Annotated in this window: 22 protein-coding genes and 1 pseudogene; 10 read left to right on the top strand and 13 right to left on the bottom strand. The window is 65.4% G+C overall.

The genetic code is table 11. The features are described from left to right. Window positions 1-13 precede the first annotated feature (13 nt). Complete coding sequence (locus TTER_RS10345; protein WP_012875972.1) at window positions 14-3,973, top strand: glycosyl hydrolase family 2 protein; 3,960 nt, start codon at window positions 14-16, stop codon at window positions 3,971-3,973. 51 nt (window positions 3,974-4,024) lie between these two features. On the opposite strand, the gene TTER_RS10340 is transcribed toward TTER_RS10345, so the two are convergent. The 6 genes and pseudogenes from TTER_RS10340 to TTER_RS10320 form a co-directional block, all read right to left on the bottom strand. Then, window positions 4,025-4,213: a CsbD family protein gene (locus tag TTER_RS10340; RefSeq protein WP_012875971.1), complete on the bottom strand. Its 189-nt coding sequence runs from the start codon at window positions 4,211-4,213 to the stop codon at window positions 4,025-4,027. A 103-nt stretch (window positions 4,214-4,316) separates the two neighbouring features. Then, complete coding sequence (locus TTER_RS10335) at window positions 4,317-5,648, bottom strand: glycoside hydrolase family 15 protein (RefSeq protein ID WP_169302680.1); 1,332 nt, start codon at window positions 5,646-5,648, stop codon at window positions 4,317-4,319. 111 nt (window positions 5,649-5,759) lie between these two features. Then, window positions 5,760-6,050, bottom strand: a pseudogene (locus tag TTER_RS16395) (trehalase-like domain-containing protein); the annotation flags it as partial. Between the two features lie 57 nt (window positions 6,051-6,107). After that, window positions 6,108-6,746, bottom strand: a complete 639-nt coding sequence (locus TTER_RS10330) for a GNAT family N-acetyltransferase (protein WP_049823055.1) — start codon at window positions 6,744-6,746, stop codon at window positions 6,108-6,110. Between the two features lie 2 nt (window positions 6,747-6,748). Next, a complete protein-coding gene (hemQ, locus tag TTER_RS10325; RefSeq protein ID WP_338131994.1) occupies window positions 6,749-7,531 on the bottom strand; it encodes a hydrogen peroxide-dependent heme synthase in 783 nt (260 codons plus the stop codon). Window positions 7,532-7,541: 10 nt separating this feature from the next. After that, the gene (locus TTER_RS10320; protein ID WP_012875967.1) at window positions 7,542-7,832 is read right to left on the bottom strand and encodes a DUF3303 domain-containing protein; all 291 of its coding nucleotides are present in this window, start codon (window positions 7,830-7,832) and stop codon (window positions 7,542-7,544) included. Between the two features lie 242 nt (window positions 7,833-8,074). On the opposite strand from TTER_RS10320, the gene TTER_RS10315 reads away from it, so the two are divergent. From TTER_RS10315 to TTER_RS10295, 5 genes are all read left to right on the top strand, one after another. Beyond that, window positions 8,075-8,470, top strand: coding sequence for a hypothetical protein (locus tag TTER_RS10315; RefSeq protein ID WP_012875966.1), 396 nt, complete (start codon window positions 8,075-8,077; stop codon window positions 8,468-8,470). 15 nt (window positions 8,471-8,485) lie between these two features. Continuing rightward, window positions 8,486-9,952, top strand: a complete 1,467-nt coding sequence (locus TTER_RS10310) for a signal peptidase I (RefSeq protein ID WP_012875965.1) — start codon at window positions 8,486-8,488, stop codon at window positions 9,950-9,952. Next, window positions 9,949-10,395, top strand: a complete 447-nt coding sequence (locus tag TTER_RS10305) for a calcium-binding protein (RefSeq protein WP_012875964.1) — start codon at window positions 9,949-9,951, stop codon at window positions 10,393-10,395. Before TTER_RS10310 ends, TTER_RS10305 begins: the two co-directional genes overlap by 4 nt. A gap of 45 nt (window positions 10,396-10,440) precedes the next feature. Continuing rightward, the gene (locus TTER_RS10300; protein WP_012875963.1) at window positions 10,441-11,397 is read left to right on the top strand and encodes a MerR family transcriptional regulator; all 957 of its coding nucleotides are present in this window, start codon (window positions 10,441-10,443) and stop codon (window positions 11,395-11,397) included. Between the two features lie 108 nt (window positions 11,398-11,505). Beyond that, window positions 11,506-11,724: a hypothetical protein gene (locus TTER_RS10295; RefSeq protein WP_012875962.1), complete on the top strand. Its 219-nt coding sequence runs from the start codon at window positions 11,506-11,508 to the stop codon at window positions 11,722-11,724. A gap of 28 nt (window positions 11,725-11,752) precedes the next feature. Here TTER_RS10295 and uvsE read toward each other — a convergent pair whose 3' ends face one another. After that, window positions 11,753-12,688 (bottom strand): UV DNA damage repair endonuclease UvsE, encoded by a 936-nt coding sequence (gene uvsE, locus TTER_RS10290; protein WP_012875961.1) that lies wholly within the window; start codon window positions 12,686-12,688, stop codon window positions 11,753-11,755. A gap of 129 nt (window positions 12,689-12,817) precedes the next feature. Here uvsE and TTER_RS10285 point away from each other — a divergent pair, with 129 nt between their 5' ends. From TTER_RS10285 to TTER_RS10275, 3 genes are read left to right on the top strand one after another with little or no spacing between them, the layout of a single operon-like run. After that, window positions 12,818-14,137, top strand: coding sequence for an ABC transporter substrate-binding protein (locus TTER_RS10285; RefSeq protein WP_241215268.1), 1,320 nt, complete (start codon window positions 12,818-12,820; stop codon window positions 14,135-14,137). Window positions 14,138-14,157: 20 nt separating this feature from the next. Next, window positions 14,158-15,069 carry a carbohydrate ABC transporter permease gene (locus TTER_RS10280; protein ID WP_012875959.1) on the top strand — a complete coding sequence of 304 codons (912 nt, stop codon included), beginning with the start codon at window positions 14,158-14,160 and terminating at the stop codon, window positions 15,067-15,069. A gap of 12 nt (window positions 15,070-15,081) precedes the next feature. Continuing rightward, window positions 15,082-15,969, top strand: coding sequence for a carbohydrate ABC transporter permease (locus tag TTER_RS10275; RefSeq protein ID WP_012875958.1), 888 nt, complete (start codon window positions 15,082-15,084; stop codon window positions 15,967-15,969). 77 nt (window positions 15,970-16,046) lie between these two features. Here TTER_RS10275 and TTER_RS10270 read toward each other — a convergent pair whose 3' ends face one another. Then, complete coding sequence (locus tag TTER_RS10270; protein ID WP_012875957.1) at window positions 16,047-16,268, bottom strand: hypothetical protein; 222 nt, start codon at window positions 16,266-16,268, stop codon at window positions 16,047-16,049. A 130-nt stretch (window positions 16,269-16,398) separates the two neighbouring features. On the opposite strand from TTER_RS10270, the gene TTER_RS10265 reads away from it, so the two are divergent. Then, complete coding sequence (locus TTER_RS10265; RefSeq protein WP_012875956.1) at window positions 16,399-17,352, top strand: helix-turn-helix transcriptional regulator; 954 nt, start codon at window positions 16,399-16,401, stop codon at window positions 17,350-17,352. A 15-nt stretch (window positions 17,353-17,367) separates the two neighbouring features. On the opposite strand, the gene TTER_RS10260 is transcribed toward TTER_RS10265, so the two are convergent. The 5 genes from TTER_RS10260 to TTER_RS10240 are packed head-to-tail and all read right to left on the bottom strand — an operon-like array spanning window position 17,368 to window position 23,148. Next, window positions 17,368-18,087 carry a Crp/Fnr family transcriptional regulator gene (locus TTER_RS10260; RefSeq protein WP_012875955.1) on the bottom strand — a complete coding sequence of 240 codons (720 nt, stop codon included), beginning with the start codon at window positions 18,085-18,087 and terminating at the stop codon, window positions 17,368-17,370. 22 nt (window positions 18,088-18,109) lie between these two features. Next, a complete protein-coding gene (locus tag TTER_RS10255) occupies window positions 18,110-18,556 on the bottom strand; it encodes a hypothetical protein (RefSeq protein WP_012875954.1) in 447 nt (148 codons plus the stop codon). Between the two features lie 3 nt (window positions 18,557-18,559). Next, window positions 18,560-20,683: a hydantoinase/oxoprolinase family protein gene (locus tag TTER_RS10250; protein ID WP_012875953.1), complete on the bottom strand. Its 2,124-nt coding sequence runs from the start codon at window positions 20,681-20,683 to the stop codon at window positions 18,560-18,562. A gap of 20 nt (window positions 20,684-20,703) precedes the next feature. Further along, the gene (locus TTER_RS10245; protein ID WP_012875952.1) at window positions 20,704-21,945 is read right to left on the bottom strand and encodes an FTR1 family iron permease; all 1,242 of its coding nucleotides are present in this window, start codon (window positions 21,943-21,945) and stop codon (window positions 20,704-20,706) included. 18 nt (window positions 21,946-21,963) lie between these two features. Continuing rightward, the gene (locus TTER_RS10240) at window positions 21,964-23,148 is read right to left on the bottom strand and encodes a hypothetical protein (RefSeq protein WP_012875951.1); all 1,185 of its coding nucleotides are present in this window, start codon (window positions 23,146-23,148) and stop codon (window positions 21,964-21,966) included. Window positions 23,149-23,266: the final 118 nt, after the last annotated feature.

Below are 23,266 nucleotides of genomic sequence, written 5' to 3'. Positions count from 1 at the left end.
AGAGGAGAAGAGGATGTCGTTGCTGAGAGAGAGGTTCGAGAGACCGCCGAAAGCCTTCTCGCCGGTCCCCATCTGGTGGTGGAGCGGCGACAGGCTGGAGCGGGAGAGGCTGCGGTGGCAGCTTGAGAGGTTCGCCGAGGGCGGGGTACACAACCTGGTGGTGCTCAACCTGGCGCCCACTAGCCCCATGTACGGCTCGGATGCCGACGATCCGCCCTTCCTCTCGGACGCCTGGTGGGAGATATTCCGCGGCGTCTGCGAGGACGCCAAGGAGCTCGAAATCTACCTCTGGTTCTACGACCAGCTGGGGTTCTCAGGGGCCAACGTCCAGGGGGAGATCGTCAAGGCCAACCCCGGCTACGCGGGGAGATCCCTCGAGAGGCTCCAGGTGGAGGCGGAGGACGAGGCCGAGCTGGTGGTGCCTGGTGGGGGCACGCCGGTCGGGGCCGCAGCCATCCCCATAGACGACAGCGGGCGCCCGGTGGGACCACCGCAGCCCCTGGAGCTCGAGGGCAGGCGCCTGCGCTGGAGGGGCAACTCCCGCCACAGGGTGATGCTCTTCTACTCCGTGGAGAGGGGCTTCGACTACTTCAACCCCGAGGCCTGCAGCAGGCTGCTGGACACCGTGCACGGCGAGTTCGAGAGGCGGCTCGGCGAGTTCTTCGGCAGCGTCATAGTCGGCTCCTTCCAGGACGAGCTGCCGTCGATGCCCACCTGGTCCGAGGATTTCCCCGGGCTTTTCAGGCAAGCCAGGGGCTACGACCTGGTGCCCAGGCTGGCTGCGCTGTGGGAGGACTACGGGGAGGAAGCCAAGAAGGTGCGCCGCGACTACCACCTCACCCGGGCGGAGCTCGCTGAGCGGGCATTTTTCCGCCCGCTGTTCGAGTGGCACGAGTCGCGCGGGCTCATCTGCGGCTTCGATCAGCAGCACCCCGCCCGGGCAGGATACCCCCTGCAGAGCATGTCCCTCTACGCGGACTACCAACGCACCCACAGGTGGTACGGAGCTCCGGGGAGCGACCACCACGGCGAGACCAAGATCCACTCCTCCCTGGCGCACCTTTACGGGCGTCCCAGGGTGTGGTTGGAGGCCTTCCACAGCTCGGGCTGGGGCGGCACGCTGGAGGAGACCTTCGACTGGCTCCTGAACTGGATCAGGGACGGCGCTACCCTCTACGACCCCCACGCGGTGTACTACAGCACCCACGGCGGCTGGTGGGAGTGGGCGCCGCCGGCCACCGACTGGCGCCAGCCCTACTGGCGGCATTACAAGGGCTTCGCGGAAGCGGTGGCCCGCCTGTGCGCGGTGCTCTCGATGGGGGACCACGTCTGCGACGTGGGGTTGCTGTTCCCGGCATCCACCGTGCAGGCCAACCTCGGCCTGGGGGGAGCGCTGGAGGATGGGGAGGTGGCCCACGACCTGTACCTCCAGCTCGTGGGGAAGAAGCACTGGTACAAGATGGAGCCTGGCCTATTCGACAGGATGTGCCTGGACTACGATGTGCTGGACGAGGAATCGATAGCAAGGGGCGAGGTCCGGGAAGGCAGGCTCCGGATAGGCAACGAGTCCTACTCCAGGCTGGTGCTGCCCAACTGCACGTCCCTGCCCGAGCCCGTGGCCAGGAAGCTGCTGGAGTTCGTCGAGGGTGGCGGGGAGCTCATAGCCCTGGGCAGGCCTCCGTCGCTGGGCGCGGGCATGGAGGACGAAGATGCGGTCGTGCGCCGGCTGGGCGAGGCGTGCGTGCGGGCGAGCGGGCCAGAGGAGCTCGAGAGGCTGCTGATGGAAGGACAGCCCCTAGTGAAGGCCCCTGTGGCCACTCTGGTCCGCCGCTACCAGGACAAGACGGTGGTGTACGTGCCCGCAGCATGGCCCAGGGCCACGAGGATGAGGAGCGAGGAGGACGAAGACGGGTGGTCGTGGCTGCAGGTGGACTACACCTTCGACTCCGCTAGGTACGCCCGTGAGATGGAGGTGTGGGTAAGGGGCGCCTCCGGCCGCGCCCAGGCATGGGACCCGTACTCCGGGGAGCGCAGGGAGGTGGAGACCTGGGAGTCGGACGGAGGGTGCTGGGCGAGGCTACGCTTCGCAGGCAGCCCGGCGATGCTCCTGGTGTGGGGAGAGGAGGACCCAGCACTCCCCGAGGCAGGAGGCACCGAGGCGGAGCTGCTGGAGCTGGGCGACACTTGGGAGGTGGAGCTCGTGCGCACCTTGGACAACCGCTGGGGAGACTTCGACATGCCCCCGGGCAAGGAGGTACCCCTGCAGAGGTGGAGCCTGCTGCACAGGGCGGAGGCACCGGGCGAGGATGGCCTGGAGCTCAGATGGCAGGCCCGCGAGGTCCCAACGGATGGTTGGCGGGAGGTCCACGCCAGCTTCGGCCCCCGGGTGCTGTGGACGGGCCCCTCGAACCCGGAAGACCTGCCCTCACCAGGCTCCGGGGACGATGGGCTTTGGCGGGAGGCCGAGTACTCGCTCTCCAGGGGCATCCACAAGGACCCCGTGCACGTGCCGACGCTCGGGCCCAAGGGGCACGTGCCGGAGGAGTTCCTGGACTTCGGGAGCGTGCGCGCGGGCCAGGCGGTGCAGCTGCGCACCGTCCTCCGAGCCCGGAGCGCCCTGCGCACCTACCTTGCCGTGGGAGCCGCCGCCGCCAAGAGGGCCTGGCTCAACGGCGAGGAGGTGCACATGGAGGACCCAGGCTACCTAGCCTTCGGAGCGGTACACCTCAGGGAGGGGGACAACCTGCTGGAGATAAGGCTCGAGGCCGAGGAGGACGTGCGGCTGCGGGCGCACTTCGCCTGCGTGCGAGACCCACAGCGCTACAGGCGGCCGGAGTGGATGCGCCTGGAAGGGGAAGTGCAGAAGGACTCCCTCATAGTGTTCAGCAAGGCGGTGCACGCCCCCGACCGGATCGAGAGGGCCGTCCTGCAGGTGGCCAGCGTGGACCCATGCAGGGTGCGAGTCAACGGCCACGAGGTGGGCAGGCACGGGGGCTTTGACCCCTACTTCGAGTCCGACAGCGCGCGCATCCGTCCCTACGACCTCCGCCGCTGGCTGCGCCCGGGGGAGAACCAGATCGAGATAGTGGTGATCGACCTGCGTTCCCGGGGTGTGCTGCTCGTGGACGGCTTAATAGAGGGCGGAGGAGAGAGGGTAGAGGTGTTGTCAGATACCTCTTGGCTGGCCACAAGAGACGGGATACCTGCACAGGTGGTGCTGCGACGCACTCAGTGGGGGGATCCTGGATGGACTCACCTGTGGCGACGCCCACACCCATTGAAGCACTCTTCCTGGCTAGAGAACAGGATACCAGGGGACGACGTCGAGGACCTGCCCCCCGGGCTCCCAGGCAGCGGGGGCAGGGTGGAGTGGCTGAGGTTCCCGCTGCCGCCGGGCGCCAGGAGCATGCGTCTCAGCCTGCACGGCGATGCCAGGGTGTTCGTGGACGGCCAGGAGGTCCAGCCAGCCCACCAGGGAGAGGGCGGCAGCACCCTGTTGGAGGTGGAGCTACCCCGGCCCGAGGCGGTGGGGCGATGGTGCGCCGTCAGAGTGGTGACCGAGCAGGGGCACAACGGCGGGGCGATCCTAGACGGCCCCATCACCTTCGTGGAGGGCCCCGGCAGGATGAGGCTGGGCGACTGGGAATCGGAGGGGCTGGTGGGCTGGAGCGGTGGCGTCACCTACAGGCAGACCTTCAGCTACGGCGGCCAGCTGGGGCGCGTGCTGCTGGACCTCGGCCGCGTGAGGGGCACGGCGGAGGTGAAGCTGAACGGGGCTGTGATCGGAGCGCGCGTGTGGTCTCCCTACCGGTACGAGCTGGGCGACGCGCTGGTCGAGGGGGACAACACCCTGGAGATCACGGTGTACAACACGCTGGCGCCGTATCTCGATGAATTCAGCCCCACACACTACGTGTTCCCCCGACAGCGGGTCTCAGGGCTGTTCGGGCCGGTCAGGTTGTTGAGGGGATAAAAAGCTTGGGGGCTCGGGAGTTACCCGAGCCCCGAGTGCAGGAGGATGAACCTACTTCTTATCCCTATCCAGAAAGTCGGCCACCTTGTCCTTGACGTCACCCACGGCCTGCTGAATCTTCCCCTCGGCCTGCTCCTTCTCGCCCTCGGCCTGGAGCCTCTCGTTGTCCGTGAGGTCGCCAGCGGCCTCCTTCACCTTGCCAGATAGCTCCTTGCCCTTGCCCTCGAGTCTGTCGTCCATTTCGAATCTCCTTTCTCTACTTTGCATATCTACTTTGGGTCCTTTGCAGGGACCTGGATATCTATAGCAACTAGCGTGCCATAGGCGTTGAGCATCGGTGGCGCTAGTCGGAGCTGAAGCCCCGCCCGCGCGCCAGGGTGACTGCTGAGGCTATCACCCCGATGTGGGAGAAGGCCTGGGGGTAGTTGCCCAGGTGGTGCCCGGTGGAGGGGTCTATCTCCTCGGCGTACAGCCCCAGGGGGCTAGCCCTCCGAAGCATGCGCTCGAACATCTCCCGAGCCTCATCGTGCCGCCCAGCGAGCGCCAGGGCGTTGATCAGCCAGAAGGTGCACAGCACGAAGGCCCCCTCGTTGCCCGACACGCCCTCAGGGGCGTCGAGGTACCTGTAGCAGAGGCCATCCACCACCAGCTGGTCCAGGGTAGCGTCGATCGTGGAGACCATCCTCGGGTCGTCGCCGGCTATGAAGCCCATGCTCGACAGCAGCAGGTTGGAGGCGTCCAGGCGCTCGTCCTCGTAGGACTGCTTGAACGCCCCCAGCCTCTCGCTCCAGCCCCTCTGGAGCACCTGCGACCTGATCGCCTCCCGCTCCCGCCGCCAGCGCTCGAGATCACCACGCAGGCCCAGCTCCTCGCACAGCTTGATCGCGCGGTCGAGTGCCACCCAGCACATCGCCTTGCTGTACACGAAATGCCTCCTGCCGCCCCGCACCTCCCAGATGCCGTTGCCGGGCTCCGGCCAGTGCTCGGCCACCCAGTCGACTATGGGCACGAAGTGGTCCCACACGCCCCTCGGGTCGTAATCCCCCGCGTGCACCGCGAAGTACAGGGCGTCCAACACCTCGCCGTACATGTCCAGCTGCAGCTGGTCGGAGGCGGCGTTGCCCACCCGGACGGGGCGGGAACCACGGTAGCCCTGGAGGTGCTCCAGCACCCGCTCGGTGGTGTCCCCCTCGGGCGTTATGGGGTAAAGCACCCGCATGCCCTCGTGCTCTATCTGGACGGTCCTCGTGATCCATCCGAAGAAGGCATCGTCCTCATCCTTGTAGCCGGCCATCAGCAGGGCGTACAGCGTGAGGGAGGCGTCCCTGATCCAGGCGAACCTGTAGTCCCAGTTGCGCTCACCCCCTATCTCCTCGGGCAGGGACGTGGTGGGCGCAGCTACGATGGCACCGGTGGGCTCGTAGATCAGCAGCTTGAGGGCCAGGGCGCTCCTCACCACCTGCTCCCGGTAGGGCCCGTCGTAGGTGCAGGCCCCCGCCCACCGGCGCCAGAACTCCTCCGTGGCGCGCAGCATGGCGCTCGGCTCCGGCAGCCGCAGGTGCTGGGACTCCTCGCCCATGCAGGCCAACACGAAGGCCCGGGACTCGCCCTTGCGCACCCTGCCGCGGCTGCGGAAGATCCCCTCCCCCGCGGACCACTCGAACGGTGAGTCCAAGAAGCACCGATCCCAGGTCAGCCTGCACCCGTCGATGCGTGCCGACACCCCAGCCAGCGCGTAGTTGGGGGTAGGGCGGCACGTGCTCTCCATCTCGGGAGCGCCCTCGATACCCTCCAGCAGGCGCACCATCACCCTGTGGCCGGTCCCGCGCAGCTCCGGGATGACCACCAGGCAGTCCAGCATCCTGACCCGGCCCGCGTCGCAGGTGAACACCGTCTCCAGGATGTTGGTGTCCTCCAGGTACCGGCGCCTGACCCTGTACTTCCCGACCGGCGATACCTGCCAGAATCCCCCCTTCTCCCAGTCCAGAAGGCGGCAGAAGAGGGCAGGGGAGTCAAAGGCAGGCACGCACAGCCAATCTACGGAGCCGCGGCTGCTCACCAGCGCGGCGGTGTGCATGTCGCCGATGATCCCGTAGTCCTCTATCGGAGGGTAGAAGCTGGCGTCGGTCACGAGTCAGGAGGTAGCAGGAAGCGTACCAGCGGAGGATCCCCTCCAGGGGAGGCGCTCGTACTCCTCGCGGATGAGCGCGTACACGTGCGTGTCCCTGAGGTGGCCGTCGCCGTCCCGCATGTTGCGCCTGAGAGTGGCCTCGTGGGTGAACCCGAGCCGCTCGGGCACGCGCCGGCTGCGCTCGTTCCTGGCGTCCATCCGGATCTCCACGCGAGCGGCGTCGAACAGGTCGAAGGCGGTGCGGGTGAGCGCGCGCACCGCGTCGGTCACGTACCCCTTGCCCTGCGCACTCGATCGCAGCCAGTAGCCTATCTCGAACTTGCGGGTGGTCCAGTCTATGCGGTGGAGACCGGTGCCGCCCAGCAGGCGCCCGGTGGAGGGGTCGAAGATCCCCATGGTGAGGTCCTCCCGCAGGAGCCACCGGGCCTTATGCCGTATCACGAACTCGAGGGCCACATCCGGGCGATCGTAGCTCCTCACCCAAGGCAGCCAAGGCTCCAGGTCCCGGCGGGACTCCTCTATCGCCTCCCAGAGCGCCGGCGCGTCCTCCTCGCGGTAGGGGCGCAGCAGCACCTTCTCTCCGCGTACCTCCTCGGGCACGGGTATCAGGCACGGCGAGAGCTGTTGGCCAGGCCGCGACAACGCTAGCTCCCCAGCAGCAGAGCAGTGATGTCCTGCGGGGACGCCGTCATCCCGATGTAGAACGGCCCGAACTCGGCGTACCTGGAGCTGGCGGGGTCAAAGCGCATCTCGTACACCAGCTTCTTGAAGTGTATGGGGTGGTCCGCAAAGAGCGTCACCCCCCACTCCCAATCGTCCAGGCCTTGAGAGCCAGTAATGATCTGAGTCACCTGCTCAGCGTACTTGTGACCCACTCTGCCGTGCCCCTTCATCATCTCGCGCCTCTCGGACGCCGGTAGATCGTACCAATTGTACCGCTCCCCCCTGCGCTTGTTCATGGGGTAGAAGCACATGTAGCGCCTGTCGGGGATACGCGGGTATAGCCGCCGCTCCATCACCTCCGGACGGGAGGAGGGCCCCCTGTACAGGCTGAGCTCGATGACCGAGAAGTAGGAGTAGGCAGGCAACAGGAAGTCGGCGATGCCGCACCTCCAGAGCCCCGCCTGCAGGTCGAACAGCTGCGCGGGATCCGGCCGAAAGTGGATGACCGCGAGGTCCGCCTTCTGGGTGATCACCCTGTAGGCCCTGCTCGAGCCCCCGCGCTCGACCCCCTCCACCGAGGCGCACTCCCCGAGAAAGCCCAGCAGCTCCTCCAGGAGTCGCGACCTGGCGGCCTCCGGCAGCGAGCGCCAGCGCGGCCAGTCGATCCGGCGGAAGTCGTGGAGCACCCAATAGCCCTCGATGGTCTCGGGAGCCTCCACCTCGGGCGCCGCCATCTGCTGCGTGGTCAGAGTGTTATCCGTCAAAGCCCGACTCCTAGCAGCCGCCACGCTCGACGACGGTCTCGCAGTGGTTGGCGGCTGTGACTTCCACGCTGCCTGCCTGCTCGAAGGGCTGCATGAATCGCTTGACGGCCTCGGCGTCCTGCGCCTCCACGATCATCACCAGGGTGTGCTGGCCGTCCAGCACGGCCTCGCCCTGGATCTTGACGCCGTGCTGCTCAGCGTTGGCAGGAGAGAGGTGCTGCAGGAGCATGGCGCCCATCCTCGGGTCCCTCGCGGGGCAGGTATCTGGCGAGTGTCTGTGCTCTACAAAGTACAGAGCCATAAGCGTACTCCTTCTTAAATTTTGCTCTCCTAACAGTATAAACGACGCACCGCCCGAAGGCTAAGCGGCTGGGCCCGCGCCCGACCCTCAGTCGCTTATGTCAAATACAAGTTACAGACGGGGTTTTTGCCTTGCGGTATTGCAATCCGGGTGCGTTGACCGTATAATATGCCATGACAAATCTCATAGACGCAGAGAGATTTCTTAATTAATGCAATAAAATACAAGGAGGATTCGCGTTCATGATACAAATCTTCAACCTGCGGCTGGTGACCCTCTCCCTCGTGCTGGTGCTGCTCGGCGTGGCCGCTTACGGCTTCGCGGCGGCCAACACCGTGCCCGACTCGGGCGCCGGCGACGGCTCGGGCAACATCACGGGCTACACCGTCAGCAACATCAGCTACACGCTGGACAGCAACGATCCCACCAAGATCAACGCCGTCACGTTCAACCTGAGCGCCGCTCCCAGCGTGCTCAAGCCGAACGTCGTGAAGATCAAGCTCGTGAGCAGCAGCAACACCTGGTACACCTGCACCACGAACTCGACCAACTCACCGTACGCTTACAGCTGCAACACCACCGCCCCACAGGCCACGGTGCAGGCAGCGGATCAGCTCCGGGTCGTGGCCGCTCAGTAGTCCGGAGGCCCGGTTTTGAGGAAGGTCCTGCTCCCCTGGCAGCTTCTGCTGTTGGTGGTTCTCGCTTGGTGGCTGCTCCCGGTGCAGCTGGGGGGCAGGACCGCCTACGTCATCGTCAACGGCAACAGCATGTACCCCACCCTGCACAGGGGGGACCTCGTGCTCGTGCGCCGCGCCGAGAGCTACTCCCCTGGGCAGATCGCCGCCTACCGCTACCCGGACGTCGGGACGGTCATCCATCGCGTGGTCGGCACTGCGGGCGACCGCCTGATATTTAAAGGAGACCACAACTCCTGGACGGACGGCTACAGGCCCACGCCCGCGGAGGTGATCGGCAGTTACTGGCTGAAGATACCCAAGATCGGAGGTCTAATAGGCAACATGCGCTCTCCCCTCGAATTCGCGATCCTGGCCATGGTGATAGGAGCGGTGTCGCTGGGACCGGCAGCGCTCGGCGCGAGGCGATCCGCCTCCACGGCGACCAGGGCGATGCCCACGGTCGGCAGCGGGCTGCTGGTGGCCGCTGCCCTCTCCCTCCTGCTTGGCGCCCTCGCCTTCACGCGCCCCACGCGCATCGAGGCGGTCCAGGAGGTGCCCTACACCCAGGCCGGCAGGTTCGGTTACACCGCCCGGGCGAACCCATTGGTGTACGATGGCGGGGTGATCACCACAGGGCAGCCCGTCTTCCGCAGGCTGGTGGATACCCTGCAGCTGCGGCTGGCCTACCGCTTCTCCTCCCCTCAGCCCCACGAAGTAGGGGGCAGCTACAAAGTGCTAGCCCAAGTCGGCGACGATAGTGGGTGGAGGAGGAGCATCGAGCTAGTGCCATCTACTCCCTTCCGAGGAGACGGCTTTGAGAGGAGCTTCCAGCTCGACCTGCGCCGCGTCCAGCAGCTGCTGGCTGAGGCCCAGCGGCTGACCGGGGTGCAGAGTGAGCAGTACACCCTGACGATCCTGGCCCAGATAGCCACGGAGGGTACGCTCGACGGGCAACAGTTCAGGGCCCAATTCGCCCCCGCCATGGCTTTCCAGATGGACTCGCTCCGCCTGCAGCTGTTGCAGCCCACGGAGGGCGAGGCCACGGGCAAGTCGGTGCAGGCGATTCTGCGGGTGCCCGCCCTGGAGACCAACTACCTCTCGCTGGGGCCGTTGCGCCTGCCGGTGATCGCCGCCAGGTGGCTGGCGACGCTGCTCCTGCTAGGCTCTATCCTTGGGCTGATCGCCCTCCAGGGCTGGTCGCGCCGGCTGCTGGAGCAGGGGGAGCACGCCGTGATAGCCTCGCGCTGGGGGCACGCGCTGGTGGACGTGCTGGAGCCCCCCAGGGCAGAGGGGATCGTGCCCCTGCGCGACCTGGGCAGCCTGGAGGCACTGCTGGCTAGCGCCCCGAGCGCCAGGCTCCTCCACGCTCGGCAGGGAGACCACCACTACTACTACGTGATGGTCGACGGCCAGACCTATCTGTACGCCGCGGAGGGGCGATGACGCGCAAGCTGACCGGACGCCTGGCGACGCTGCTTATGCTCCTCGCGGCGCTCTCGATGGCCGCCCTGGCCACGGGCAACAGCGTGCCCCCCAGCGGCCTGAGCACATCCACCTCCTCCATCGGCCCCAACGCCCTCAAGCCCTCCCAGTGCGCGTCCCTCAACCTGACCAACCTCCTGGTAGTCAATGGCTTTGGCTTCTCGCCCCACGTCCCCACCCTCATCCTGGGGTCCAGCGGCCCGGATTACATCTTCGCCGGCATCGACGACGACTGCATCGTGGCCGGGGCGGGCAACGACTTCATCAGCGGGAGCGATGGGGACGACATCATCCTGGCCGGGAGCGGCGCCGACTACGTGAACGGCGGTCCGGGGTACGATATTTGCTATGGTGTGTTTGACCCGGGGGACACGGCCGTGGGCTGCGAGGTGCGGCTGCCCTAGGCCGAGACATTTGACAGCACGAACCAATCCATATACGATTGCGTTGTGATAGCTTTCTCGCAACAACTCCGCACGAGCTCGGATGTACCGCTGTACAGCATATCTACGGTGTCTGAGCGCACCGGGGTCCCTCAAGGCACTATCCGCTCATGGGAGAGGAGGTACGGCGTGCCGCGCCCCTACAGGTCGGCGGATGGCAGGCGGCTGTACTCCGAGCGGGACATCCTCTGCATCCTGTGGTTGAAGGAGCAGTCGGAGGCTGGCGTGCCCCTGTCCCGCATCACGGAGATCGTCAAGGAGGCCCTGGCCAGCGCCACTGCCCCCATGGCCGAGAGCGAGGGCAGGCTGCAGGACGTGGCCGACGCCCTCTACGACAGCCTGGTGCGCCTGGACACCTGGGAGGCGGACCGGATCATCTCCAGCACCCTGACGATGTTCGGCGTGGAGGCCACCTGCCTCAGGGTGCTCCAGCCCGTGCTGTACAGGATAGGCGAGAGCTGGGAGCACCAGAAGATCAGCGTCTCGGTGGAGCACTTCTGCAGCCAGTTCATCCAGATGAAGCTCATGATGCTGCTGAGCATGTACGCCCTCACAGGCACGCTGGGACCTGTGATCACCGCCTGCGCGCCCGGTGAGCAGCACGAGATCGGCCTCCTGATGCTGGCGATGCTGCTCATGCGCCGCGGCGTGCGCGTGGTGCATCTGGGGGCGGACGTGCCCATCAAGGACCTCGACGACATGATACAGCATACGGGCGCCCGCTTCGTGTGCCTCTCCGCCTCCTCCAACACGCTGGCCACAAGGCTCATCGAACAGACGGGGCACCTCCGGAGATTGCTTGGTCCCAGGCTGCTCTATGGCGGCTACGCTTTCGTCTCCGATCCTTCCCTGGCAGATCTAGTGCAGCCCTCTAGGATCGTCATGGACGCCGTGCAGGCCGCCGACCTCATCCGCGAGGAGCTCAGCAGGGTCGACGCCTCCGAGAGGCTCAAGGGGGCATAGTCTGCACAACCTATGCATACCCTTTTCAAAACCTTGGCACACCTCTTGCGAACACAGGGACACTGCGACCAACGTCGCAGCAAGTTGATCTCACATGGAGGAGCTATCATGAGCAACACCCAGGTAACCGAAGAGTACTTCAGGGTAACCGACCAGGTCCCAGGACAGGTGTGGTACTGGGCAGCACTGGCCTCGATCATAGCCTCGGCCACCCTGCAGCTGACGGGGCGGAAGGATTGGGCGGTGTTCGTCGGCCAGTGGCCACCCACCTTCCTGCTGTTCGGCATCTTCCACAAGCTGCTGAGCGAGCAGCAGAAGCGCGCCTAACCTCCCCTGAGGGAGGGGCTGAGAGCCATTATCCCCGCTCCGCATCACAGCAATCGACATCCATCCCCATGCCTCTCAGCTCCTCCCTCAGCCTCAGCAGCGCCAAGTCCTTCTTCTTGGCCTCCAGCATCACATCGAAGGCCAACCCCTCGCACTCCCTCAAGAACCCGGCGAACTCCCACGCGTCTATCCAATCGCCGTGCTGCCAGGGCAATGGATCGCTCTCCCCGCGCTCCGTGCTCCTGGGCTCCGTGCGCGGGCTGCTGAAGTGGACCTTCGGCACCACCCCCTGGGGCCAGGTGGCCAGGCAGGCTGCCACGGCTTCGCGGGTCTGCCAGCCATCGGGATCGTGCACGCGGTGGTGCAGGTGATCGAACACCACGGGCGCTCCCGTCCTCTCGTGCAACCACAACACGTCGCTCACCGAGAAGACCTTCTCGTCGTTCTCCACCACCAGTCGTCTCCTCACCCTTTCCGGCAGCTCCAAGTAGCGCCGCACAAAGCGGTCCATTGCTGCCCTCTTATCCCCGTAGGCCCCGCCTCCGTGGATCACTACCACTGCCTCAGGGCCAAGCCCCATGGCATCCAGGAAGCGCGCGTGGTACTCGAGTGCCATCACCGCCGCTAGGTGCACCTCCTCCCGCGGCGAGTTGAGCACGATGTACTGCGAAGGGTGCATCGACAGCCGCAGGTTGAGCGCCCGAGCCTTGCGCCCCAACTTCTCAATCTCCTCGGCGCACTCCTCTATCTGGTGGTGGAACTGAGGCATCTCCGGGTGGGTGATGTACGGGGCTATGTTGGAGGATATGCGGTACATGCAGATGCGCCGCTCCTGCAGGTAGTCGAATATGGCCTCCAGGTAACCCAGGCTCACCCGCAGGTGGGGGGAGTTCATCCACCTGCGGGAGTCGTCGCTCTTCAGTCCCGGCCTGCCCAGCACCTTGACTGCAAAGCCTAATCGCATGCCCACTCCTCAGCGCACGATCGCGACATCTCAGTATAACCGCCGCAAAAGACTCTTGAAAAACCGCGAGAGTGCATATATTCTATAGCAAACATTTAGTACACAATCTGCTTTGGATACCTATACAAGATGCAGGAGGAGAACATGCAGCAGATGACGAGGCGGGAGTTCCTCAAGAAGACGGCCGCCGCGGCAGCGGGCACGGCCTTCCTCGGAGGATGCGCCCCGGCCTACAACAGGGGCGCCAAACCTACGCTGAACTTCTGGGCCTTCACCGAGACGCGCATCGCCTGGCAGCGCAAGGCCTGGGAGCTGTACAAGCAAAGGAAGAAGCCGGATTTCGAGCTCAACTTCATAGTTTTCCCCTACAACCAGATGCACGACAAGATCATGATCGTCTCGCAGGCTGGCTCCGGTGGCCCCGACATAGCCGACATCGAGATCAGTCAGTTCTCCCGATACATCAAGGGCGACGTGATCTTCGTCGACATGACGCCTAAGCTCCAGGAGATAGGAGCCCTTGACAAGTTCTACAGGCCCTCAGCCACGGACCCTTGGAGTTGGCAGGGCAAGGTGTACGGCCTGGGCAACGAGCTCAACACCTGCCTGCTGAGCTATCGGTGGGATATCTGGGAGAAGGCCGGCATCAAGACGCCGATCGAGACCTGGGAGGAGTTCGTGGAGATCGGCAAGAAGTTCCACCGCGACACCAAGAAGTACCTCATCGACGTCGAGTTCACGGGCTGGGGCCAGTGGTGGATGCTCACGCTGCAGCAGGGTGGAGGGTTCTTCGGACCCGACGGCCAGCCTACACTCAACTCCAAGGAGGGGGTGAACACGCTCTCGTTCTGGCAGCAGTCCCTTAAGGACGGGTGGACCACTTACAGACCATCGGGCCCCGCCTACAACACCGCGCTCTTCAACGGCGACATCACCAGCCTGCTAGGACCCTCCTGGAACTTCAGCGGCTTCGTCCAGCAGTCGCTGCCCAACACGAAGGGCAAGTGGCACCTGCAGCCCTTCCCCAGGTGGACTGAGGGTGGGTCCCGCACCGCCACTTGGGGCGGCACTGGGGTGTGCGTCCTGCGCACATCGCCCTACATCGAGGAGGCGTTGGACTTCGTCATCTGGGAGCACACCACCACCGAGGCAGTGATGTTCGACTTCGAGGAACGGCAGGTGTGGCCCACCTGGAGGCCAGCCTTTGAGGACCCCAGGCTCACCGAGCCGATAGAGTTCTTCGACAACCAGCGGGTGGGTGAGCTCATAGAGGAGGTCTCCCCAGAGATCAACAAGTGGTACAACTCGCCTTTCTGGCCGGAGACCACCGACGCGTGCGTCCGCAAGGGCATCACTCCAGCGCTCCAGAACCTGAGGATGTCCCCTAAGCAGGCCCTGGACAACGCCCAGCAGGAGGCCCTCGACATCATCGAGTTCGAGACTGCCTAGGCAAGGGAGGTGAAGGTATAATGGCTGCAACGACTTATCACACCAGCTGGTGGAGGCGCAACGAGCGGAAGATAGCGCCCTACCTGTTTATAGCCCCATTCTGGATCCTGTTCCTGGTGTTCGGGCTGTACCCCATCGTGTACTCGCTGTACCTGAGCTTCTTCAAGGGCTTCGGGTTCGAGGAGAAGACCTTCTTCGGCCTGGGCAACTACATCCACCTGTTCCAGGATGAGCGGTACATCAAGGCGGTGATCAACACCACCTACTTCGCGGCGGGCAGCGTCTTCATCCTGTCGCCTCTGGCGCTGATCCTGGCGCTGGTGGTGAACTCCCGCTTAGTGCCGGGACAGCTCAAGAGCTTCTACAAGGCAATGCTATTCTTCCCGGTGATCACCTCCGCCGTCGTGATCGCGATCATCTTCGCCAGGGTGCTCGACCAGCAGTACGGCCTGCTGAACGCCCTGCTGCGGTGGTTCGGGCTGGGGCCCTACGGGTGGCTGACCGATCCCAAGTTCGTGATGCCCTCGTTCATCATCATGGCGATCTGGACCTACCTCGGGATCAACATGCTCTACTGGATAGCGGGGCTCACGGGCATCAGCCGCGAGCTGTACGAGGCCGCCTACACCGACGGCGCCAACAAGTGGCAGGCGTTCTGGCACATAACCCTGCCGCTGCTCCGGCCGGTGACGCTCTTCGTGGTGATACAGGCGATCGTGGGCTCGTACAACCTGTTCGCGCAGCCGCTGCTGCTCACCAACGGCGGCCCGTCCGATGCTTCCCTCACGATCACGCTGTACCTGTACAACCAGGGCTTCGTCTACTTCAACGTGGGCTATGCCAGCGCGATAGCCTACTCGATGGTGGTCATCCTGCTGATACTCTCTCTCCTGAACATCTACCTGTTCAGGGGCTACTCCACTGAGGCTTAAGGAGGTCAGGACATGGCAACTACTGAGACGACCGCAACCAGGGCAAAGGTCAAGGGAGGCGTCTCGGCCTACAGGCTGAGGTTCTACCTGGGCCTGATCATCACCAACATCGTCATGCTGATGATAGTGGTGCTCACGGCCATCCCCTACATCTACATGGCGTTCAGCGCCTTCAAGCGCAACGACGAGATCTTCGGCACGCCCCTCACGATCTGGCCGCGCGTGTGGGTGTGGGACAACATGCAGCGGCTCCTCTCGGAGTTCCCGTACGGCCGGTGGTACCTCAACACCGCGATCGTCGCGGGCGTGGGCACGGTCCTCTCGGTGCTGCTCGCGTCGCTGGCGGGCTACGCCTTCGCCAAGTACAACTTCCGGGGCCGCAACCTGCTGTTCACGCTGATGCTGCTGACCCTGCTCATACCGTTCCAGGTGCTGCTCGTGCCCCAGTTCCAGATCATACGGGCGCTAGGCTGGTTCAACACCTATCAGGCGCTGATAGTGCCCGGCGCCGTGACCGCCTTCGGCATCTTCCTGATGCGCCAGTACACCATAGGCGTGCCCGACGAGCTGCTTGATGCCGCCCGGATAGACGGCGCCAGCGAGTTCGGCATATGGTGGAGGGTAGTGCTGCCGCTGGTGAGGCCGGGGCTGGCAGTGCTGGCCATATTGTCCTTCACCGGCCTGTGGAACGACTTCTTCTGGCCGCTGATCGTGACCACTAACCCCTCGATGTTCGTCATCAACCTGGGGCTGGCATCCCTCGTGGGGCCCTACGATTACCAGTACGGGATCCTGCTCTCTGGCGCGCTGCTGGCATCCCTGCCCGTGATAGTCGTGTTCTTCATCTTCCAGAGGCAGTTCATCGAGGGCCTGACCGCCGGGGCCATCAAGGGCTTCTAATTAGGCTGCGAAGGGAGGTCCCCCTCCCTTCGCCCCCTCGGGCGCCTTCCCGCCCGCCTCTCCGTGGCGCAGATCGCTCACAGGTCGATGATCATGATCGCGCTGTAGAAGCGCCTTGCCGGCCACTTGGCAGCGCGCATCAACCTCATGAGACAGCCGGCAGGGCGGGACCCAAGCACATAGCGCGTGGGGGCACCGCTATCATCCTGGGCCAGCCGCGCCAGGCGGTGCGCCTCCACGTCCGCCAGGAGAGAAGCCTGCCTCTCCTTAGCCACCTCGGCCCCTCTTAGATCGTGCATGCGATACCTCCTAACCAGACCTTTGATCAAGCTATAATCGTGTGTCACCTCACGCGACCAACACCAGCCTAGCACTAAAAGTTGGCATAAACGGTCCTAATTAGGACGATATCAGGAGAAAATAAAACTCATGTACCATCCAACTACCCGCGTCCTGGCAGCCCTCGAGCTCCTGCAGGCTCACGGACGGATGACCGGGGCCGAGCTCGCAAGGCGCCTGGAGGTGGACGTGAGGACCGCCCGCAGATACATAGAGATGCTCCAGGACCTGGGCATCCCGATAGAGGGGGAGCGCGGCCGCTACGGGGCCTACAGGCTGAGGCCGGGGTACAAGCTGCCGCCGATGATGTTCACCGAGGACGAGGCGCTGGCCCTGACCCTGGGCTTGCTCCTGTCCAGGAGGTCGGCGCTGGGCGCCGCCACGCCCGCCATCGAGAGCGCACTGGCCAAGCTGTCCCGGGTCATGCCGGCCAGCTTGCAGGAGCAGGTGCAGGCCGTGGAGGAGAGCCTGATCCTGGACGTTGCACCTGCCGAGAGCCCGCCGGATAGCTCGGTGATACTCACCATGAGCCTGGCGGTGCACAAGCAGCAACGGGTAAGGATGACCTACAGGGCCTGGAACGGCGAGGAGACCGAGCGCGAGTTCGACCCCTACGGGCTTGTGTACCGCGACGGTCGATGGTACACCACGGGTTACTGCCACCTGCGACGGGCACAGCGCCTCTTTCGCCTGGACCGCGTCCTCTGCATAGCTATGTTGGATGCGACATTCGAGCGCCCCGAGGGCTTTGATCCGCTGCAGGAGGTGGTCCGGACCATAGCCAACATACCCGACGATTGGTACGTGGAGGTGGTCCTGGAGACCTCGATGGCGCGTGCCCAGGAGAAGATACCCCCCGTGATGGGGACGCTGACGGAGTCCGATGAGGGGGTGGTGTTGCGTTGCCACAGCTACGATCTGGCATGGATGGCCAGGTTCCTGGTGGGGCTGGGTTACCCGCTCGTCGTAAGGGAGCCACCGGAGCTGAGGGATGAGCTCCGACGTCTGGCTGCGGAGATAGCGAGCTACGCCGAGCGATCTTAGGGCTCCAGCCAGGGGCTACTGCGAGGGGCGGAGGGCGATCCCCTCCAGCTCATCCAGATCGACCACCCTCACGCGCTCCCTGCCCGCCAGCACGATACCTCGCCGATGCCAGGAGCTGAGTATGCGGCTCGTGGTGCTGAGAGTGGTGCCCGTGAGGTCCGCCAGGTCCTGCCGCGACAGGTTGATGGTGACGCCGTCCGGGCTGTCCTCGAGCATGCGCAGCAGGGCCCGAGCTAGCCTGCACTCCACCCCCACGGTCTGCAGCTCGAGGATCCTCTCCTCGGCCTGCCGCAGCCGCCTGCCCAGGTCACGTATCACCGACATCGCCAGGTCGGGGTGGGTGGACAGCAGCCTGTTGAACTCCCAAGCCGCCAGGCGCAGGACCACCGAGTCCTCCAGCGCGTAGGCGCTGGCCGGGTACAGCATCTCGCCCCAGCCGCCCGACACACCGAACATCTGCTTGGGCTCGATCAGGCGGAGGATCACCTGCCGCCCCTCCTCGGTCTCCCGCACGATCTTCACCTTGCCCTCCGCCAGGAGGTTGAAGGCGTCCGCGGGCATGCCGCGCGCGAAGATCATCTCGCCCCGTAGGTAGCGGCGGGGCATCAGGCGCTGGGCCACGCTTGCCACCGTCTCCTCCGAAAGCCCAGCAAACAGCGGCACCTCCCTCAGCAGCGACCGGCGCGCCTCGAGGGTCCAGGAGGGTGGAGTATGGATCGTGGCTGGCTTGGCCATAGGTGACTCCTTGAGGTGCGCCCTAGCTGTACTCCTGCTTGATGCGCTTGAGCAGGTTCTGAAGCTCCTTGGCGCGCCCGTTGACATCATCGGCAGGGTACTTCCCCTCCACCATGCGCTGCAGGTCGTCCAGGCCCTCCTCCACCTGCGTCCGCCAGGAGGAGTCGATCTTGCCCCCGATAGCACGCCATTCCTCGCGCGCTCGCTTCAGGTCCTCCAGCGCCGCCTCGTACTCGCCCTGGTTGAGGATCTTGCCGTCCTTCACGGTGGCGCTGGTGTAGTGGGACACCCTCATCACCTCTATCTGGTTGGACATCGTCTCGAGGGCGTTCGGGATCTGCTGGGAGCTACCTGGGCCCAGCAGCGACCAGAATATGACGCCAAGCATGAACAGGATGAACAGCAGGGCCACGCCCAGCGCGATCCTGATCCCTGTAGCCCTGTGCCTTCTGCCGCTGTATACAGCCATCAACTACCTCGCATCGCTCGAAGATCCTGCAAGCACCAAGATGGGCTCGGAGGCATCTGTTGGGCGAAGTGAGCGCACCACCTCGCGCAGCTGCCCCGACATGCCTAGCGGCAGGTCCAGCAGGTTGCCTCCCCACAGCACGGCCACCCTGGGAGGTGAGGACAGCAGGCCGCCTTTGCCATCGCCCACCGGGAGCTTGCAGCTATCTATGTCACTCCAATTGTAGCATTGCCAGCTGCCGTCTGAGGCCGTGAAGAGCACTGCTCCCTCCCTGTCCACCACGGCTATGGGCCTGCGCACCCGACGGAACGGCCCCAGGCGCCTGACGATCTCGCCCTGGAACACCCGAAAGTGCGCGTTCTCGTAGATCAGCGCGATCGAGCTCGGTGTCTGCCCCAAGGCCCTCGCGGCCAGCCCCCTGGCGGCTTCCGCGTCCAGGCTGGTCCAGCCATCCCTGCGGGCGTAGGCCGAGCCCACGGCCCGGAGCCTCACGGCCGACCTCTCCGGCACGGGCTCCACGGTCACACGCACCGTCTCTGGATCGGCCCCCGCCGCCACAGCGGCCCTCTCGGCCTCGCGCACCCAGCGGCTCAGCAGCTCAGGGTCGTCCCGCCCCAGGCTGCGCTCAAGCTCCACCCCCACAGGCGCCATTGCTACCCCTATGGAGGATATGACCTCGGCGTTGGGCACCACTTGGTGCGACATATCCAACTTCTTCGCTAGCCATGGTACGAGCACGCTGGCCCCACCCCCCAGGCCCAGCAGGGGGCAATCACCCAGCTTGTACTCCTCGCGCAGCTCCTTGATGGTGGGCAACACCTTGGAGGCGGCCAGGTCCAGCATCCGGCTCGCGGCCTCATCCACCGATACCCCCAGGTACTCTGCCAGGGGCTCGAGGGCCCTGCGCGCCGACTCGCGGCGGCCGAGCGCGTAGTCGCCTGCGGGCACGATCCCCAGGGCATTGGCCGCGTCTGTGAGGGTGAGAGCGAACCTCTCCCCCGCGGCGGATTCCACCACTGCGTAGTCCGGCGAGTCCCCCGGCCGCGGGGCTATCGTGACCAGCCTGAGGTCCCTCAGCCGGGCGGGGTCCACGAAGCTGGGATACGGCAGGCCGGCGATGTGGGCGCTCCTGGGACCGACGTCGCTCAGCTTCCCGCGCCTCAAGCGGACGAGGCTTCCCCCCGCAACGCCGGCCACGCGGACGTCGACCGACTTCAGGCAGGTGGGGTGATCCATGATGCTCACGTACTTGGAGGCGGGGCGCCCGTTCCTGACCACCCCTACGTTCGTGCTGGTGCCCCCCACCTCTACGAACAGACCGTGCAGCACCCTGTGGTACAGCAGGGCGCCGGCCACGCTGGCCGCCGGCCCAGAGAGCACCGTCGATACGGGACGCCTACGGGCCTCCGCAAGCCCCGTGACCTCTAGGTCCCCGTGCATCACCATCAGGGGGGATGTGAGCCCGGTCTCGCGCATGCTGTGCTCCACCCAGGTGATGGTGCGGGCCATCTTGGGCAGGATGCTGGCGTTGACCGCTGCGGTGACCGTGCGCACCTCGAGGCCGTAGAGGCCGCTCATCTCGTGGCCGGCGGTGGCGGGCAGCTCGAGGCGACGGGCGGCCTCCAGCACCCGGGACTCGTCCGAGGGGTCCTCCACGCTGAAGGCCCCGCTGGCCACCACGGCCTCCGCTCCCTCCTCCACGAGGGAGAGCAGGGCTTGCTCCACCTTCGAGCGGTCGGAGGCGTCCTCGGAGGCCAGGAACCTGTGCAGCAGCCGCAGGTCCTTGTCCGGCGACAGGCGTATCCTGTCCATGCGGGTGCGCTTGATCACCTGCCGCTGCTCCCCGGCCCTGCCGATGGCCACGATCCCCACGGTGGCCACGTCCCCCTCCAACAGGGCGTTCACCGCCTGAGTGGTGCTGAGCACCACGAGCTCCACGTCCCCGGGGCTCACGTCGCCGGCCGCCAACACGCGCCGGAAGGCCTGCACGACGCCCCGGGCCACCCCGGTGTCGGCGTCGTGCGTGGTGGGCACCGTGACCTTGCGGAGCAACCTGCCGCTCTCGCTGTCCAGCAGCACGGCCTTCGTGAAGGTGCCGCCCACGTCTATCCCTATCCTGGCTCTCAACCTGCTCACCTCCCAAACACTCACGCCTGCCTGGTGCGGGCCTCGGCCAGGCGGGCCCGCCTGGCGGGGCCAAGGTAGAAGTACACCCCGCCGATCACGTACACCAGCAGCAGCGCCACCTGTGCCGCCACCGTCTCCACCGTGGGGTAGATGCCCAGGAACTGCGCCACGAACGGGTTGATCCTGGGGAACGTGTCGAACAGCGACGTGATGCTGATCACGTCGGCGTCCTGCAGCTCTCTGACCGCGTTGCCGAGCATCGCCACCGACAGCAGCATGACCATCACCATGGCCGTGGTCAGGAACACCCTCACCGGCAGCCTGGCGCCGGCCCACAGGATAGCGTAGCCTATGACGGCGAGCACGGCGGTCGCCAGGAGGATCCCGAGCAGGATCCACGCCTCCATGTTCTCGGCCATCCACAGCAGCGCCTGGTAGAACAGCGCCGTCTCGGCGCCCTCCCGGTACACGCTGACGAACCCCAGCACGGCCAGCGCCGAGGCGTTACCGGCAGCCACGGCCTCCCACACGTGGGACCGCAGGAACTCCATCCAGTGGCGCACCTCCATGCGCTGCAGCAACCAGAAGCTCACGTAGAAGAGGAAGGCCACCGCCACCAGCGACACCACCGCCTCCAGCAGCTCCCTCCCCACCGGCGCTACGTTGAGCACGAAGCTGAGCAGCGCCCAGGTGACGATGCTGGCCGGTATCGCCAGCAGGGCGCCCAACGCTATGGGCCTGCGCAGCCGCGGGTCTCGAGTGCGCACGTACCCGAACAGCGCCGCGAGCACCAGTATGACCTCCAGCCCCTCCCGGAACAGGATGGAGAAGGAGGCTATGGTGACCAGCGCCTTGCCCGTCATACCAGGGCCTTGCAGCAGGGCCAGGGTCTCGTCCAGGCCTCCGTCGATGTCCCTGACGATCTGCTCGATCTCCCCCACGGGCGCCCCGTCCTCTATCCGGCTGCGCCAGTGCGCGAACTTGTACTCCATCTCCAGCGTGAAGCTGGAGTCCACTATGCGCAGGGGGATCTCCACCAGCTCGAAGTGGTCCAGATAGGCCGCGCGGGCGAGGGTGTAGGCCCGCTCCCTGTCGCCCGCACGGTACGCCTCCAGGCTCTCAGCCATCAGGGAGCGGATGGCCGCTACCTCTCGCTCCACGTCGACCTGCTCGCTGGCGGCCAGGGCGCTCGGCCCACGCGCCGATAGCACCGCCACCAGTACCAGCGTCATCACAGATAGCTTCAAGATAGCTCGCAGCATGATCCGCCCCCAGACAAGTTACTTCAAAGCTTGTACCGCCTGATCGAGCCCCTGCTCGATCTCCTCAGCTATAGCCTCGACCTCGCTCGCCGGCTTACCGGCTCGGATGGCGTCTCGCAGGTCCTTGAACTTGAGCTCCAGGTCCTCCACCAGCTCGCGCTGTCCCTGCTGCAGGAGATCGCCCTCCATGTGCTCGAATCCCTCCAGGTAGGAGTTGGCAGCGTGCTCGTAGGCCTCATCTGTGTTGCCGGCCTTGTAGGCGGACAGGGCCTCCTCCATCATGCCCTTGATCTCCTCCGCCTGGGCCTCTGGCCCCTGGGCGGTGCTCACCTGGATACCCAGCGCCTTGGCCAGCTCGGCCCTTACCTCGCCCACGGCCTCCTCGACCTGGGAGAGCTCAGCCCTCGCGTTCTCCAGAGTGACCTGCGGGAAGGCCTTGCGCAGCTCCTCGAGCTCGTGATCTATCTCCTCGGCAGCCTCGGCCGAGCCTGACCTCACATCACCGGCTATCTCCCTGTAGAGGTCGTCGGCCACCTGGAGGAACCCCCAGGCGTCCTGGTACTCCTCGAGGTTGGCTATCTTCTTCCCTTGCACGGCCTCGCCGTACTCATGCTCCACGGCCTCCAGCAGGTCGCGCAGCACCTCTCCCCTGAACTTGGGATCGTTCCAGTCCTCGCCAGCGACCGCGCTCATGGCGTCCTGCAGAGCCTTACGAGCGTCCTGCAGCCTGGCGTCTATCTGGTTGGAACGATCGTCCACCGCCTGCTGGTACGCATCCAGAGCCTGGCGCACCTCCTGATCCACGCCGGCCTCCGCCAATGTACCCTTGACCGCGTCCCAGTACTCACCTACCGGGTGCCCGGCATGGGTGCCCGCCATGGCCCAGTTGCCGGCATCTGCGTTGGCGGCGCTGGCCTCAAGGTGCCCCCACATCTGCGCCAGCTGGCTCACGACGCGCACGGTCTCGTCGCTCGAGGCTGACCCGCTCTCAGCACCGTGCTCCGAGTGAGGGGTTTCTACCACCCCTATGGTGGGTGTGGGGGAGGCCTCCGCCTCCATCGCGGGTGAAGGTGATGGTGAGGAAGCGCCTACGGAAACCGTGGGCGTGCTGCTCTCGTTGGCGCCACAGGCTACCATCAGCAGGCCCGCCATCGAGACAGCCACCAGACGTCGAGTTAGTATCCTGAGAGATGGTCCGACCATTGCATGTACCCCCTTCCGAGATGTTGTTCAGCGTGCATGCGATAAACGACCTGTTTTAGGGCGGACCACCTATCTATGTTCAGAATATCCAAATCTAAACATTAGCCCGCCCTAATGA

Origin of the sequence: Thermobaculum terrenum ATCC BAA-798 (assembly GCF_000025005.1) — a bacterium.
Lineage (GTDB): Bacteria > Chloroflexota > Chloroflexia > Thermobaculales > Thermobaculaceae > Thermobaculum > Thermobaculum terrenum.
The sequence above is the reverse complement of the archived record's forward strand: the minus strand, read 5'-3'. Positions and strand labels throughout refer to the sequence as shown.

What these genes read in the sequence shown, in the direction of transcription:
- TTER_RS10320 (WP_012875967.1), bottom strand. Translation starts at nt 7,832, where the DNA reads ATGGCTCTGTACTTTGTAGAGCACAGACACTCGCCAGATACCTGCCCC.
- TTER_RS10270 (WP_012875957.1), bottom strand. Translation starts at nt 16,268, where the DNA reads ATGCACGATCTAAGAGGGGCCGAGGTGGCTAAGGAGAGGCAGGCTTCT.
- TTER_RS10340 (WP_012875971.1), bottom strand. Translation starts at nt 4,213, where the DNA reads ATGGACGACAGACTCGAGGGCAAGGGCAAGGAGCTATCTGGCAAGGTG.
- TTER_RS10240 (WP_012875951.1), bottom strand. Translation starts at nt 23,148, where the DNA reads ATGGTCGGACCATCTCTCAGGATACTAACTCGACGTCTGGTGGCTGTC.
- TTER_RS10305 (WP_012875964.1), top strand. Translation starts at nt 9,949, where the DNA reads ATGACGCGCAAGCTGACCGGACGCCTGGCGACGCTGCTTATGCTCCTC.
- TTER_RS10255 (WP_012875954.1), bottom strand. Translation starts at nt 18,556, where the DNA reads ATGGCTGTATACAGCGGCAGAAGGCACAGGGCTACAGGGATCAGGATC.
- TTER_RS10245 (WP_012875952.1), bottom strand. Translation starts at nt 21,945, where the DNA reads ATGCTGCGAGCTATCTTGAAGCTATCTGTGATGACGCTGGTACTGGTG.
- TTER_RS10275 (WP_012875958.1), top strand. Translation starts at nt 15,082, where the DNA reads ATGGCAACTACTGAGACGACCGCAACCAGGGCAAAGGTCAAGGGAGGC.
- TTER_RS10295 (WP_012875962.1), top strand. Translation starts at nt 11,506, where the DNA reads ATGAGCAACACCCAGGTAACCGAAGAGTACTTCAGGGTAACCGACCAG.
- TTER_RS10315 (WP_012875966.1), top strand. Translation starts at nt 8,075, where the DNA reads ATGATACAAATCTTCAACCTGCGGCTGGTGACCCTCTCCCTCGTGCTG.
- TTER_RS10265 (WP_012875956.1), top strand. Translation starts at nt 16,399, where the DNA reads ATGTACCATCCAACTACCCGCGTCCTGGCAGCCCTCGAGCTCCTGCAG.
- TTER_RS10280 (WP_012875959.1), top strand. Translation starts at nt 14,158, where the DNA reads ATGGCTGCAACGACTTATCACACCAGCTGGTGGAGGCGCAACGAGCGG.
- TTER_RS10345 (WP_012875972.1), top strand. Translation starts at nt 14, where the DNA reads ATGTCGTTGCTGAGAGAGAGGTTCGAGAGACCGCCGAAAGCCTTCTCG.
- uvsE (WP_012875961.1), bottom strand. Translation starts at nt 12,688, where the DNA reads ATGCGATTAGGCTTTGCAGTCAAGGTGCTGGGCAGGCCGGGACTGAAG.
- TTER_RS10260 (WP_012875955.1), bottom strand. Translation starts at nt 18,087, where the DNA reads ATGGCCAAGCCAGCCACGATCCATACTCCACCCTCCTGGACCCTCGAG.
- TTER_RS10285 (WP_241215268.1), top strand. Translation starts at nt 12,818, where the DNA reads ATGCAGGAGGAGAACATGCAGCAGATGACGAGGCGGGAGTTCCTCAAG.